17 protein-coding genes are annotated in these 14,638 nt (G+C 46.3%); all 17 read right to left on the bottom strand.

Annotated elements, in window-relative coordinates; translation table 11 throughout:
* Positions 1–58 precede the first annotated feature (58 nt).
* A complete protein-coding gene (locus tag RQP50_RS09885) occupies positions 59–880 on the bottom strand; it encodes a Cof-type HAD-IIB family hydrolase (protein WP_315745182.1) in 822 nt (273 codons plus the stop codon).
* Positions 881–966: 86 nt separating this feature from the next.
* Positions 967–1,443, bottom strand: a complete 477-nt coding sequence (locus tag RQP50_RS09890; RefSeq protein WP_315745184.1) for a GyrI-like domain-containing protein — start codon at positions 1,441–1,443, stop codon at positions 967–969.
* 98 nt (positions 1,444–1,541) lie between these two features.
* A complete protein-coding gene (locus RQP50_RS09895; protein ID WP_315745186.1) occupies positions 1,542–2,036 on the bottom strand; it encodes a GNAT family N-acetyltransferase in 495 nt (164 codons plus the stop codon).
* A gap of 118 nt (positions 2,037–2,154) precedes the next feature.
* Positions 2,155–2,556: an NUDIX hydrolase gene (locus tag RQP50_RS09900; protein ID WP_315745188.1), complete on the bottom strand. Its 402-nt coding sequence runs from the start codon at positions 2,554–2,556 to the stop codon at positions 2,155–2,157.
* A gap of 400 nt (positions 2,557–2,956) precedes the next feature.
* Positions 2,957–3,394 carry a GNAT family N-acetyltransferase gene (locus tag RQP50_RS09905; protein WP_315745190.1) on the bottom strand — a complete coding sequence of 146 codons (438 nt, stop codon included), beginning with the start codon at positions 3,392–3,394 and terminating at the stop codon, positions 2,957–2,959.
* A gap of 212 nt (positions 3,395–3,606) precedes the next feature.
* A complete protein-coding gene (locus RQP50_RS09910) occupies positions 3,607–4,017 on the bottom strand; it encodes a GNAT family N-acetyltransferase (protein ID WP_315745192.1) in 411 nt (136 codons plus the stop codon).
* Between the two features lie 255 nt (positions 4,018–4,272).
* Complete coding sequence (locus tag RQP50_RS09915) at positions 4,273–6,342, bottom strand: fumarylacetoacetate hydrolase family protein (RefSeq protein WP_315745194.1); 2,070 nt, start codon at positions 6,340–6,342, stop codon at positions 4,273–4,275.
* Between the two features lie 186 nt (positions 6,343–6,528).
* The gene (locus RQP50_RS09920) at positions 6,529–7,179 is read right to left on the bottom strand and encodes a TetR/AcrR family transcriptional regulator (RefSeq protein ID WP_175560666.1); all 651 of its coding nucleotides are present in this window, start codon (positions 7,177–7,179) and stop codon (positions 6,529–6,531) included.
* A 136-nt stretch (positions 7,180–7,315) separates the two neighbouring features.
* Complete coding sequence (locus tag RQP50_RS09925) at positions 7,316–7,909, bottom strand: histidine phosphatase family protein (RefSeq protein ID WP_315745197.1); 594 nt, start codon at positions 7,907–7,909, stop codon at positions 7,316–7,318.
* 39 nt (positions 7,910–7,948) lie between these two features.
* Positions 7,949–8,800, bottom strand: a complete 852-nt coding sequence (locus RQP50_RS09930; protein ID WP_315745199.1) for an SMR family transporter — start codon at positions 8,798–8,800, stop codon at positions 7,949–7,951.
* Between the two features lie 89 nt (positions 8,801–8,889).
* On the bottom strand, positions 8,890–9,567 hold the full coding sequence (locus tag RQP50_RS09935) for a formylglycine-generating enzyme family protein (RefSeq protein ID WP_315745201.1): 678 nt from the start codon (positions 9,565–9,567) through the stop codon (positions 8,890–8,892).
* Positions 9,568–9,616: 49 nt separating this feature from the next.
* The gene (locus RQP50_RS09940; protein WP_315745203.1) at positions 9,617–10,105 is read right to left on the bottom strand and encodes a DinB family protein; all 489 of its coding nucleotides are present in this window, start codon (positions 10,103–10,105) and stop codon (positions 9,617–9,619) included.
* 103 nt (positions 10,106–10,208) lie between these two features.
* A complete protein-coding gene (locus RQP50_RS09945; RefSeq protein ID WP_315745205.1) occupies positions 10,209–10,424 on the bottom strand; it encodes a hypothetical protein in 216 nt (71 codons plus the stop codon).
* 40 nt (positions 10,425–10,464) lie between these two features.
* A complete protein-coding gene (locus RQP50_RS09950) occupies positions 10,465–10,920 on the bottom strand; it encodes a hypothetical protein (protein ID WP_315745207.1) in 456 nt (151 codons plus the stop codon).
* A gap of 279 nt (positions 10,921–11,199) precedes the next feature.
* Positions 11,200–12,069 (bottom strand): hypothetical protein, encoded by an 870-nt coding sequence (locus tag RQP50_RS09955; protein ID WP_315745209.1) that lies wholly within the window; start codon positions 12,067–12,069, stop codon positions 11,200–11,202.
* 19 nt (positions 12,070–12,088) lie between these two features.
* On the bottom strand, positions 12,089–13,333 hold the full coding sequence (locus RQP50_RS09960) for a hypothetical protein (RefSeq protein ID WP_315745211.1): 1,245 nt from the start codon (positions 13,331–13,333) through the stop codon (positions 12,089–12,091).
* A 34-nt stretch (positions 13,334–13,367) separates the two neighbouring features.
* Positions 13,368–14,603 (bottom strand): collagen-like domain-containing protein, encoded by a 1,236-nt coding sequence (locus tag RQP50_RS09965; RefSeq protein ID WP_315745213.1) that lies wholly within the window; start codon positions 14,601–14,603, stop codon positions 13,368–13,370.
* Positions 14,604–14,638: the final 35 nt, after the last annotated feature.

Raw genomic sequence — 14,638 nt, forward strand, 5'->3', positions numbered from 1 at the left:
GTTTAACCACGATAAAAAAAGGAGAACCCCACACGGTTCTCCTCCGATACGCTGACCCTTACTTCGCAACAAGCTCGCCAAGCACATACTTCTCAACAACCTTGGCGACGCCATCGTTCATATTCGTATCCGTTACATAATCCGCTAACGCTTGAATATCTGCCGGAGCATTTCCCATGGCTACACCGAGACCAGCAAACTTAATCATGGCAACATCGTTATAACTGTCACCCATTGCAATGACTTCCTCCTGCCGAATTCCTAATTTGTGAATCAGCTCATGAAGGCTCGTGCCCTTGTCCACACCATGCTCGGTGAATTCCAAGAAGAACGGTTTAGAGCGCATGACACTTAATTGCCCCTCCAGCTGCTTCTGCAGTTTCTTCTCGATAATGGCAAGCTTGTCCGCATTCCCGACCATCAACACCTTTACAACAGGCTGTTGGACTGCATCTACGAAGCTATCCACTTCCAAGATCGGCATGCCAGTAATTTCGGATTCCTTCTCTACGAATTCATTGCAAGCTTCCGTTACAATATCATCGCCCACATAGGTCAAGACAGACATTTCCTCTTGCTGGCTAAGCGCGTATATATCACGAACCGTTTCTACTGGCAGTGTACTGCTGAACAGTTCTTCTTTCGTCGAGAAATTCGTAATCTTGGCACCGTTAAACGATAAAATAAAGCTGCCGAATCGATCCAGCTCCAATTCCTCTGCAATGGCGATCATGGCATAGGTTGGTCGCCCTGAGGCCAGCACTACCTTCACCCCGGCGGCTTGCGCATCAAGAAGCGCTTGCTTCGTGCGCGGGGATATCGTCCGATCATCACGCAGCAATGTATCATCCAAATCAAGTACGATCATTTTATAGTTCATCTGTCAGCATTCCTTTTCGTCGAATAGATTAGTATCTCTACTATACCATTTTCACGAAGCAGATGGCGAATCTGCGAAGGAACAGATCATACCAATGCGATAAAGATATCAATTTCATTGTCCTGACTGTTAGGCTTGTAACGTTCATCCCATTTCTCAAAATCATAGAAGCGCGCTGCATTGCCTGTCTCACGCATCCATTCGCCATATAAGAACTCATACGTCCGACTTAATTCGGATTCGAGACCATAGTGTGTGCAAGTCACATACTTACTCTCAGGGATGTTATGGCTTATCATTTGCGGAGGAATCGTTCCCAGACTCGCCACTTCATATCCAAAAATTTGAATAAACCGATCCTTGAGTGGATCAAAGTCGGATTTCTCAGGATAGATCTGCACCATAAGCACATCATCATTGTTGCGATATTGAATTTCATCTTTTTGTGTCACTAGCTTTTGAGAGGTACGCCTGCCAAGACCCGATTCGAACTCCTCTATCGTGGCCTCAATCTGATATCCTATAAGTTGCATGGCCTGTAGTGTAACCACTGTAGCTTGCATTGCATCCCCTCCAGTTGCGATTCTATTGCCAGTTGACATGCAGCGAATCTTCAATCATAAAAGCTGTATCATTCCTTCACTCGCTCTATTTGGCTTTACTATGCAAGAGAATATCTCATCACTACAAATTCAGTGTCCTGCTCCCCTATTTTACTTGTGAACGAGATTCCCCTAACAAACCCAGTACGCTCATACACTTTAATCGCTCTTTCGTTGAAGGCAGCGACAACCAATTGAATCTTCTCTCCTCGATTCAGCTTCCGAATGTAGTCCATAACCTGAGCTAGGAACTCCCCCCCTTTTCCCCGCCCTGTATAGTCGGGTCGAAGTCCGAGTCCGATATCAATTGCTTGCTCATCTTCATAGATACCAGCCGCATAGCCTCCCGGAACACGGGCAGAGTTGCCAATACAGATGTAGCCGATTAGTTCATTCTCGTCATCGACGGTATAATAGAATTCTTCTTCTAGCATCTCATTGATGGACTCGTCATCCCCATCCATACTGTACAAGGAATAGATACCCTCATATTTCCATGTACAAATGATAGATGCCTGCTCCTTCGTCATTGGGTGGAAATGATAAGTTGTCATGTTGAATCAATCCTCTCTCTTAGCCAATTTATTTTTCCATTCATACGCCTGCTCATTTCGTGATGTAAAATGGTGCGTAGGAATCGGTATGCATATCAATTCAATATCAACGATGAAACTATATCATGAATGGCTCCTCTTGATTCAAGCAGAGATCAATCTGTTCTCGAAACCCTGGCCAAGTGATCTTGCTTCGCGCTTCCTCTACAGAATAGTAACCGACCTCGTCACTTTCCTCGGACATTTGGGGCATTCCTCCAATAGGCTTCGCGATAAACAGCGCTGTGCACACGGAATCCCTTACATGTTGAAATAGTCCACAGTACTTGATGATCTCAATGTCGATGCCTGTTTCTTCCCTAGCTTCGCGAACGGCTGCAGCTGTAATAGATTCCCCTTCTTCCACCCGTCCAGCTGGAATCTCCCATCCCCGCTTCGCACCACGAATGAGCAAAATGTCATGATTGCTGTTCCTTACAATCACGGCTGCAACAAGTGTATGCCTAGGTGATGCATTCATCTGTGAATCGCTCCTTTCCGCTCTGTTCCACCATATAGAGCTGCTGTGTTTTGCAATCCCATCACCATTCTCTTCGCGGACTCATTTGTCCTTTCATTCGATCCCGTTTTCCTTTTCCTGAATGTACAGATCCAATGCTCTGATTCCCCGCCGTGCTAGCTTAATAAAGAGAACAAGACAATAGATTGAGATGACAAATGCTCCTATGTAGAAGACAAAAGATAAAAAAGAAAAAAAACATAGCTATACCCATACCAGATCACTCCTGTTTCATGATTAATACGTGAATATCAATCTTCAGATAGTCAACCATGAGTCGCTTCTTCCTCTTACCTTGTGAGATCGTAACAATAACGCACTTTATTTGCCAAAACATTCTCTCATGTACGATATCAGCGCTCTAAGTTAGATGCTTTCGATACCCTTCTACCTTCTCATCCTTGAAGCCGAGCCGTTCATAGAATTGATGCGCCTCTTTGCGCTGCTCGCCAGATACAAAGATGATGTAGTAACAATCACGCTGTCTTGCCATATTTTCAATTTCCTGCATCAGCTTCTTACCGACACCTTGTCTGCGAACCAATGGGGATACAATCACATTCTCAATTACCATGAATGGCTTACAATCTCCCACAAGATCATGACAAATAATGCCCATCAAGGAACCTACTAACTGCTCCTCGTCAAATGCTCCCAGAATGATGTATTGTTCATTATGCTGAATCGTTCGGTATACCTGCTCCAGCTTCGCTTGGTTCGTCTGCTGCCCCATTAGCTCTTGATAGAGCCGGCTTAATGCCAGCAAATCATTTTCCGTAATTGACCTTATTGTAATCATCGTTATCCTTCTTTCCTACCGATTCCCATATATTTTTTCAATGCGATCTCCTTACTGTCGTTGTAGCACACAATGATAATCACTGCTCACCGCATCTGTTCTCCGTCCTAGAAACCGCAACCCTTCCCTTCATGTCATGAATATGTATGATATGCCCAGCCCATTCATCTGTACTGCTAAACCCGCATGAAACGATTACGTATCGCTGTCCGTTAGTCTTTGTGCCAATAGAAGGAGTACCGTGAATGCTGGACAAATCCTATCGCCTTGTAAAAGGGATGATCCGAAATGACATACGCTTTGTTCGCTCCTAATACACTGCTGCGCTTTAGCGCTTCTACTACAACCGCAGCACCAAGCCCCTTCCCCCGATAACTCGGAATAGTGACTACTGGTTCGACATACGCATAATCGGTTTGGGGACTATACCATAATCCGCAATAAGCCACAAATTCCCCGTCCTCATTAACGGCAACAATATGCAAGGATGGGTTCATATGAGTTGCAGACAGCATCGCTTTCTGCTTCTGTATGGTTACATCATCTATGGGAACTGGGCCATCGTGATCGAAGCCTTTCCACAGCACGGTCTTGTGCTTATATACGTCTGTTTCTGCATCCAAACTTTTGAGCGTAATGCCCGCCGGGAGCACGGAATGATGTTCGATATTTGCAATGGAACACGCAAGAATATTTTCACTCTGATCATGTTTTACAAATCCTTTATATACTTGCGATGCTCCTTGTCATCCCTCACACATGCTGCTCTATTTTCTAAGTGGAATGCTGGAAAATTGCATCCGCATATGGATTGTAACCCTCATTACTAGCCGGTGGGAGATAATAAACAGACCAAAAACGATTTTTACATCTTTCGGCTATTCGGTATCGATCATGTAGTATGCAAAGCGCACAATTTCATCGGTCGTGTTTACCAGTTTCAGACTTGCGTTTTTCAACTGCACCAAATCACCCGTAGTCGGCACCGTGGCGAAGCCTTCATCACAAACAGCCTCCAGCTGGCCGATGATGACCGAGTAGTAACTCATGAAACTGGCGTCAGTTTCAAATGTGCAACCGGGCAACAAATCCACCATTCGGAAAGTAATGCCGTTTTTTGGGGGTGTTGGCTCCATAGGACCAACAATCGTATCCGCACTTGCCGATACATCTGCATTGGGGTCTAACATGCGCCAAATGTCACCCGCATAGCCGATCTGTTTTCCCTCCTTGTCGAAAATCTCACTCTCATTCGGAGAATAGTCGTCTATCACAACATCCGACATCCCAATTTCTTTTTCACTGCTCTTCATGTTTGCAGCTACATATCGCTTGAAGCGGTTAAGTTTGGATACCAATGCTGGCTTGGGCTTGTCAATCAGTTGTGTGTGGGTGCTCATGTCAGCAGAAGCCAGAATACCACCAATAACCCCGGTGCCTGTCCAACCATGCATACAAGCCATCTGCACAAGTGCATCCCCCGTTTTCAGGGGCGCATCATCCAAATCATTAAGTGATACCAATTCGAGTTCTGCATCAGCACAGAAGAACATATTTATTGTCTCAGTCCAATGCATGGACGCATGTTTTTTCATATCTTCTTCGGTGGGAATATACTTAGTGCCAATGGTTTTGTGTGCCTCCACCCACATCCCTCTATGCAAATTCCGAACATTAGGTGGCAAATTCTCAAATCTAGGACCTTGCGGAATATCAAGAGGAACATGTCGGAAAATGGATTGACCCCTGCCGGCCTGTGGTTCATGTTCAATAGGCAGGTTCCCCATATCCACATTGGCAGTAGCCGATTCTTTCGCAGGCATTTCATTTATCCTCCAGACATCAACCGTCGGCTTCTTAGAAGCGCCGCCTCTCCATTTGTCGGGATAATCGTCAATAACAAAGGATGACTTACCATCAACTGGCCCGCACACCAAGCGTTTGAACGCCTCGCCCTTATTCCTTTGTTTGGTGGCCTCTGGAATAATAATCCGGTTCGCTAACTTGCCAATCCCTTCAATCTCCAATTCAACAACATCATCAATTTTCAATGGAATACCTGTTTCAATGCCAGCCCCTGTTCCCACCGTTCCTGTCGCAATGACATCGCCAGGATATAAGGTTGTCGCGTTTGAGATGTATTCAATGACATCAGGGATTTTGTGGTAAGCTGCACCATGGTTTCCGCCACCACGCACCTCACCATTCACTCGAACAGTCATCTTTGCATCGGTATAGTCAAAAGCATCTGGCGTCACCATACAAGGCCCCATTGCATTAGCAAAATCCTTGCCGATGCCGGGTCCAACATTGAAACTATTTGGAGCCATTTCGTTCATTTGAATCATTCTTGCCGAAAAATCATTAAATATGGTGTAGCCGCCAACATAATCCATGGCGTTGTGGTGGCTGATATTTTTGCCCTCCTTACAAATATAGAAGGCCAGTTCCAGTTCATAGTCCTTAAACATCTCTCCGCCCGGGAAAGCGATGTCCACACCGGGGCCGACAATGGAATTGACATTCACTTTGTAAAAACGAGGTTCGGCATACCAGCCGGCATCCGGCTTAACGCTTTCAGGGTCAATACTTGCGGGATCCTCACCCTGCATCAGGCGTCCACGGCGATTACACCCAATAAGATGTTCCTCAAAACAGGCACAGTCCCGCATTACACGAGGCCGTGGAACCGGAGCCAATAACTGCACATCCTCCATACTCACCTTGTAGTCAGCACCAGCATCTTCCAAAAATTCAGCAGCCAAAGCGCGCGCTTCCTCAGCACCGGTCAGAAATTCAATCATATTATCAAAATACTTGCTCAGCTTGCCCGTATGAATCTTACATGCCTTTTGCAATTCAACAATTTGCTGTTCGTCTTGGGTCAAAGCGCCAACGATTTCTGTTTGTGTAGGGTCATTTTTAAGGACAAAAGTTACTAGCTTCATATCAACTGCTCCCTTCTTATTATCATCGTTTCAGGCATGAGTGACGGCATGTACGCCCATCTGTTTTATTTCGTCATTAGACCAGCCGCCATCCTTTCGGAATAACGATCGTTGAACATGTTCAAATTTTATGGTAAAAAAACTGCCCAAGGCGTTGTATAACGCTGATGTGCAGTTAGACCCTCATTATTTGCTCGGCAAGGCTTGGTGGATCAAGGCATTTGCCGCCTTCCTAATTTGTTCTTCATTGTTTTTTATGTATTGCTTGGTCTGCACTATTTCATCCGCCGGAACGTTATATGCACGAAGGCTAATATCCAACAAAGTATCAATAACGGATTCCAGTGAAAATGAATCATTGCTCCACCGATTTTCGACAAAGTTGCGGGTTACACCTTTAATAGCCAATGTCAGACGGCGATAATCGGAAGAGTTAAATGCAGGGTTGTATTCCTCAAATATCTTTTCCGAACGCATTGCTGCGTGCTTCACCAAACTATCTAATATGCTAGGAGAATTATACCCTTCAAATATTAATTCTGCAGCGCGCTCGTTCATATCAACGATATACAACTCCAGAGTGCAGGAAACGGCATATTTGCATACAGGGCTATTGATAGGCGATATATATATATTTGTATATTCATCAACTAAACTAAAAAGATCCACAATCAATGAGCGAAATATATCATCCTTGTTTTTAAAGTAATAGTAGATGCTGCCAATCAATACACCTGAGTGATTTACAATTTCCCGTATTGTGGTTTTTTTATATCCATTTTCAAGAAAGAGGGTCAGCGCGGAATGAAGTATTGCAGATTTTGTTTTGTCCATCATAAACACCTCCCCTCTATTGTTTAACATGTTCAAATCGATTCTATCGCTCCAGATAATCCGTGTCAACATATTATTTTAACATGTTCAAGGAACTCGTTTTGATTAAGTGATTGTTAATACTGCTCTACTTCATAGCTCAACGTGCAGCAACCTTCCACATTCTCTGAACACCTATACACTCATCTTTCTCATTCAATTCCATTCTGTAAATGTCGGGCTTAGAAGTCTGGAACAGAAAATCTACATCATATCGACTATCGAAGCCGCCCATCATCAATGTCATGATAGCTCCATGCGTGCCAATCGCAATCTTTTTGCCTCTATGGGTATGTACGATTTGTTGTAATACACGCATAGCCCGCTCCTGACAAACCGCAATCGTTTCTCCTCCAGGCAGCGAATAAGCGGCATCCGCAAACATCCTTCTGACCACAGGATACAGCTCATCGTTCGCTACAATGCGATCACCAGGGACAAACACCATTTCTCTCAAATCTTCAAAGACGTGAATCTCTTTCCCTTGGGACTTCGCCAGACCTTCCAAAGTGAGGACTGCTCTCGAATATGGACTAGATACGAACGTATCTATCCCCTCTTCTTGTAGGATATCCGCGACAATACGAGCATCTTCCTTGCCTTTCTCTGTCAAGCCACGCGATCTTTCAGTTCCTTCCGTCTTAGGCGATTCTCCATGACGAACCATGTATATCGTTGTAATTACTTCCTCCATAACTCCTCCCAGTCGTGTCATTAATGAAAATAAGCTTTCTCACATCACAATACACACTACACCAGCAAAAATAAGAACGGCCCCCCATATTTTCTGCGATTGAAATCGTTCCTTCAAGAAATAAATGCCAAGGAAGGAGCCGATAACAATGCTGGTTTCTCGCACTGGCGCTACATAACTAACAGGAATTTCAGTCAGAACGATCAATACGAGAACATACGATAATCCAGCTAATCCCCCTGCAATCGCCATACTGCCCCAGTATTTTTTCCAATGTGTACGAACTCTTTCCCACCCTCTCACTTGCAGACTCCCTAGTAAGAGCACCTGTCCCATATTTTCGATTACATTTAAGGATACCGGGTGTATGATAGAGACCGCCAGCTTATCGAATAAGGTGTAACCAGCAATGGAAAGGCCGACTAATAGCGGATAGGGCGAAGTGAACATGGAACGAATCGACTGTCCCCCGCGGCCAAGACCAGTGTACAACACAAAGATCCCTGTAAAAATAAGTACACTTCCTACAATACTCATCCATGTAAAAGGTTCTTTGAGCAGCGTAACCCCAACTGCCACAACGATTAGCGGGCCTAGCCCCCTAGCTATGGGATATGTTAAGGTAAAGTCATTCTTCTCGTATGCCTTAGAGAGGATAAGGGCATAGAAGCTATGGAGCATGATACTACCGAGCCCCATAAGTACCCATTCCCAAGTTATGTGTTCGTCCATAGGCCACAGCACTATACTAACGGGTAGAAATAAGATGACAGACCATACCCGTAGCGACCACAGAAATATCGTTTTGTCCTCACTTTGCTTCAACATGATGTTCCAGAATGCATGCGATAATGAAGCAATAATCACCAGCAGCAACCAGTAATTTCCCATTTGAACCTCCACATGTTCGCTCAATCCGCTATTCCTTCTCATTCATGCTGAATACAGCTGCCATCATACGCTTGCATCACACAGGGGTGCTAACGGTTCAACGACCTTGCTAGGCGGAATCCAAGATCCTCGATACGGAATGCGGGATGGCTGCGCCGACGGCAGGTTGCTCCACATCCTCTTGCTTCTTCAGCCCAGCTTCCACCTCGAAAGACTCGATAAGAGCCGTACACCTGCTCATCATAAATATCCCAGCACCATTCCCATACATTGCCGAGCATATCGTACAATCCCCATGCATTCGGCTCCTTGTTCCCAACCTCATGGAGCATGCCTTGTGAATTATCATTGTACCAAGCAATCTGATCCAGCTCGCCATACTGGTAGCTAGAATTCCCTGCTTTACATGCATATTGCCACTCTGCTTCGTTCGGTAAGCGATAGCCGTCTGCCTCCACATTCCATTGAACCGTCTCCCCATCGCTCCCTATCGAGTAGCATGGCGTCAATCCGGATCTTTGTGATAGTAGATTACAAAAGACAACAGCGTCCTTCCACGAAATATTCACTACGGGCATGTGATGAGAATGTGAAGAATTAGCAGCGGTATCCGATTCTCCAACAACCGCCTCATATAACCCGTTCGTAACCGGATAAGCTCCAAGAAGAAAGGGTGGAATGGTTACTTTCCATTGAAGCTTTTTGCGATTATCTCGCAAATCTTCCTCTCCGCCTGGAATTTGCACCATCGAATAAAGTTTGTACATATCTCTCTCCTCAATGTTCAATCTAATATATCAACATACGTTTACGTTTCTACATCTGTTCGCTAGAATGGATGTAAGCAATGTAATCAGTCAATACCCCTTCGTGTCCCAACAGTCTTAGCATGATAGAAATGTTGCCTCTATGGTAAGAACCGTGATTCACGATTTGGTACACGATGTCGGAAATCGTGTTGTGAACCTCTACTCCCCTCCGTGTTCGGTAGGTCATGATCTTCTCTGGATCAGGAATCGAACCTACATATGCACGCATTTGAGTGTATATGTTATTCATGTAATCAATTGCTTCCTGAAGCGAAGCAAATTGGTTACCCTCCTCAGGAGATGTGCGATCTCCCCTAATCCGGGCAAACCAGAGGGCATCAGCAGACATCATATGATGGATTACAGCTGCAATCGTTGCGAATCCAAGATCCACTGGTTTGATAAAAGCTTCACTAGGTAATCCGGCAAGATGATTCATGATTCTAGCATTCGCCCATACATGATAATCAATGAGCTGCACTATGTTCGCTGCCATCAACATCCCACCTCACTAAGATTTTTGTCCACATGTTCCCCGCATTCCAAGCGTATTCTCTGCTACGTCATATAGCCAACACGAACCAGCACAACTTGTACAACTACTTGCAGGCAAAGCGTTGATATCTTCTTCCGTTCTCCATTTTTACCATTACTGTGCCATCAGAGATCTCGTCGATAACTTTATCCCAGAATCTCTGCGCGGGAACGTTATTCTCTAATTGATGCAGTTCCCACTCGCCGCCATATTGCTGAAATATACACTTCGCTGCAATCCGACCTACTCCCGTACGTCTAAACTTACGCATAACAAACAATTTTCAATCCTCCGCCTCAACTATCCTGAGCTGTAGTCACTCAATTTTCCAACCGAAATGGGCGGGACTTTATGATTTCTGTTCCATCTGCAGCCTTAATCTGCAGCACCATTTCTCGGGCCTCAGCAATTCGAACGGGATTGATCATGGAAACAAACAGATTCCCTTTTCCATTCGACTTAAATATCGTTTCATCTTCGATGGTTCCTAGCCGTATCACTACATTTTCTTTCGGGCCAAACATTACCCCTTTCCCATTGGCATCTGCTACCGATATGTTATATCCCTTCCCTGCCTGAAGTCCTCTAGCCGACACAACAAAATCTACGGTAGATGCATTGTAAACAACGGTAACTCTGCCATTCTTCTTTTCCTGAAATGGAACGTCTGCTGTATCGCCTTGCTGAACAATAAAGAGCTGATCATATTTCAGAAAGGTGCATGAGGTAATGACGAGGAACATAGCCGCAACAAAGATGATTTTTATCGTGCGCATTCTTCCCCTCCTCTCATCAACGAATATCCTTGTCTCTATTATATTTGCCTTGCCAATATTCGCCAACAGTGTACCGTTATGAGCATACTTGCTGCGGGAGACCAATCGCTTCCACGACCTCGATCTCCTGTCAAAAATAAGAGGTATACGCATGCGGCAATAAAAAAAACAAGGGCGAGCTCAGAGGGTACATACCCCTTAAACTCGACCTTGTTCTATTCCAGAAATCATCCCACAAGTGTAATAAAAACTACTACTGATGTAGCACTTGCAATTTGTTCAATCAATTTGGATAATATTTACATTTGCAGAGACAAACTTAATCTCCTGTACATTCATATTCATAAGCTGCAGTTTATTAGTTCCTGGCCCTGTATTGAACACGGCGCTGCCCGCTCCACCTGATCGGGACACTCCGTCCGCTAATGATGGAGCGACCGATAAGCTCTGATCCAATGGAATCCCGTTCAATGTCAACTGAACAAGGACAGACAAGTTAGCCATTAATGGACTCTCGATGAAGCTATAGGATGCAAAGTAGGTTGCATTCGGAGCCAAATCAATCACTGTCCGATTGTTCGTAGAGAACGTTATGCCGCTGCCATTCGTCACCTTCGCCGCTAAGAAGGGAACCGGTGAAACCGGCCCTACATTCTCATAGCCATAGCTAAAAATTGCAGCGTTATTCCTTGTCACCCCTGCAGATGCAAAATTGTCGATTTCCGTCACACGTATGTTAACGCCGCTAAAATTCGATCCAGAAGCTTCAACTGGTGAAAAGCCGATCAGCTGCAAAATACTCGGGTTCGGACTGGAAGAAGTGTTGAATATAGCTCCTCCGGTCGCATTCGCAGTAGGCGTATTTTGTCCAAATGGAATTGTGGTAGGAAATGAGAAGCTTTGCGACCCTGGTATTAGCTTTCCGTTCAATCTAAGCTCTGTAGCGATGATGTGGTTGCTCGATGCCGTGGTAAAATCAGCATTATATTCGACTAAATACGCTTTACTCGCATCAAGAAGAATGTTTGTCATTCCTTGCAGCCGTATGGAGGTACCGTTCTGGACAATGACTGATAACATCGCAGGGGCGCCATTGACCGGAATCGATCCACAGCCGGCCGAACAACCGAAATTCGCACTGCTTCCCATCTCTATTCGCCCCCAGCTGCTATTGTAGCTTAATGATCGTAATCGACGTCTGGTCGAAGGTTCTATCATTGGGTTCAAGATTAACTAAAGTCAGAATACTTGAACTAGCTCCTGTATTAATGATCGTATTCGATAACAATGACGTAATGGCTTGAGAAGCTCCTGGCAAGGACTGCATCTGTGAATCTGTTCCTGGAATCGTCGTTCCGTCCAATTGCAGAGCAACATGTGCGGTAATGTTACCCGCTGTGAGCAGCTCTGCCTTCGTCCGGTAGGCGATATAATAGGTTTGATTCGGTGCCAACACGATATCCGGCGAGGCAGGAGTATGCGTAATGGAGGTGCCGTTCAACGTGAAATTCTCTTCGAATGGGATTGCGCTGCCAGACGCAACCAGAATAGAACCAGGAGAACGGATGAATGCGTTGTTCGCCGTGATCTGCACTCCGGTTGCTCCAGTCACTCCGGCTGCTCCAGTCGCTCCTGTTGCCCCGGTACTTCCGGTTGCTCCGGTCGCCCCTGTAGCTCCTGTTGCTCCAGTCACACTTGCCCCAGTCGCTCCGGTTGGCCCAGTAACACAAGGGCATACTCCAGTTGGCCCAGTTGAGCCTGTCGCTCCAATCGGGCCTGTACCGCCAGTTGGGCCTGTACTACCTGTGATACCTACGGCACCTTGTGCGCCAGTTGCTCCGGTTGCTCCGGTTGGCCCCGTTGAGCCTGTGCTGCCAGGAAGTCCAGTTGCTCCGGTTACCCCAGTAGAACCAGCTGCTCCTGCAGCGCCTCCCGCCCCCGTACTGCCAGTAGCTCCAGTTGAGCCTGTCGAGCCAGCAATGCCAGCTGCTCCGGTATCGCCCGTTGCTCCCGTCGCTCCGGGCACTCCAATTGACCCAGTCGAACCAGTTGCTCCGGTTGCGCCAGTTGAACCCGTCGCGCCCGCTGCTCCGGTTGCTCCGGTTGGCCCTCTTGTACCGACTGGTATCTGCAGCACCTCTTCCAGCTTGTTATTAAGCACGAATTCGAGCTTAATCGCTTCTCGCAACGTATTCACGATACTGTCGTTTACTGCCAGTACATCACTCACTGTAGCAGGCGTAGTTAATCCCGGCAGCGTTCCTAGCGTGAATTGGAGCTTTTCTGCCTCCGCATTAACAATGTGGCTTAGTCCTAACTCCTCTAACGCTATTGAGGCTAACAGCAAATTCACCGCTTCGTTCGTCGACACAGAAATATTCGGCGTAATATTAGGGATATTGGCTTGCGACACGATTTCTCACTCCCTTGCTGACATCATCAGATTGCTAATTTAGCGCAATAATGCTTATATTTACGTTTCGATTGCTGTTGGAGCGTGAGAACAGCATGATGCTGGACGGTGCTCCGGATGGTGCATTCACGATAACGCTCCCCTTTAACGTTGCGAAATCCCCCGCAACGGTACTCATAAATATCGTTAGGATGCTTTCCCCATTAAAAGTCAGAATCACATCGAGTCCTCCTGAAGGGTTGCTCGCATCGATATCAACTTGTGCCACGATATAGTACGTATGATCGGGTTGAAGCAATATCGTGCTCGAACCCGGAGTGAACGATATTAAGCTGCCGCTCAGCAATCTTGCCGTAGCGAACTCCAAAAATCCTAACGTTCCAGCAGGTCCAGGTGTAATGATACTCGCGAAATTCGCCGTAGCTAGCGCCATCGCCCCAGTTACCCCAGTTGCCCCTGTCGCTCCGGTGGCTCCAGTGGAACCCACTGCTCCGGTCACACCCGTTGCTCCCGTTGCTCCGGTTGAACCCGGTATTCCTGTTGCCCCTGTCGCTCCCGTTGGGCAGCCAGTAGGGCAGACACCTGTAGGTCCCACAGGGCCGGCGTTGCCTGTTATACCGGTAGGGCCAGTAGGACCGACCGGACCTGCAGCTCCTGTATTACCAGTGAGCCCGATTGATCCGGCTAGACCAGTAGAGCCAGTTGCACCTGTCACGCCTGTAGTGCCGGTTGCTCCGATCGAGCCCGTTGCTCCGGTCGCTCCCGTTGGACCTGTTGGCCCAGTAGCACCTATCGTGCCGATTGCTCCGGTTACACCAGAAGAACCGGTTGCTCCAGTTGCTCCAGTCGCACCGACAGGCCCTGTGATGCCAGTAAGCCCAGTTGCTCCAGATGGACCTGTAACCCCAGTTGCACCAGTCGGTCCATTAACCCCTGTGGGTCCTATTGATCCCGTAGCACCAGAGCTTAGCAAGGGAACAAGCCCCTCTACAATTCTATCGAGTTTCATCTGTGACACAATTTCCTGCTGCACGACCACTTTTAATGTATCTAGTGTACTGCTGTTCAGCGCTAGCAGTTCTGGAATTGTAGGCACTGTGGTCAAGCCTGGAATTGTTCCCAATGCAAATTGAATTTTCTCGCCTTCAGCGTTAAGAATATGACTTAGCCCTAATTCCTCCAATGCGATCGAAGAGAGCAATAGAGGAATTATTTGATCCCTGGAAATCGAAATAGTAGGTGTAATATTGGGTATGTTTGCTTGCGACATTTCACTCACCCCTTATGAAGTGCCATAATAAGAGA

The organism is Paenibacillus suaedae (assembly GCF_032337355.1).
Taxonomy (GTDB): domain Bacteria; phylum Bacillota; class Bacilli; order Paenibacillales; family Paenibacillaceae; genus Paenibacillus_B; species Paenibacillus_B suaedae.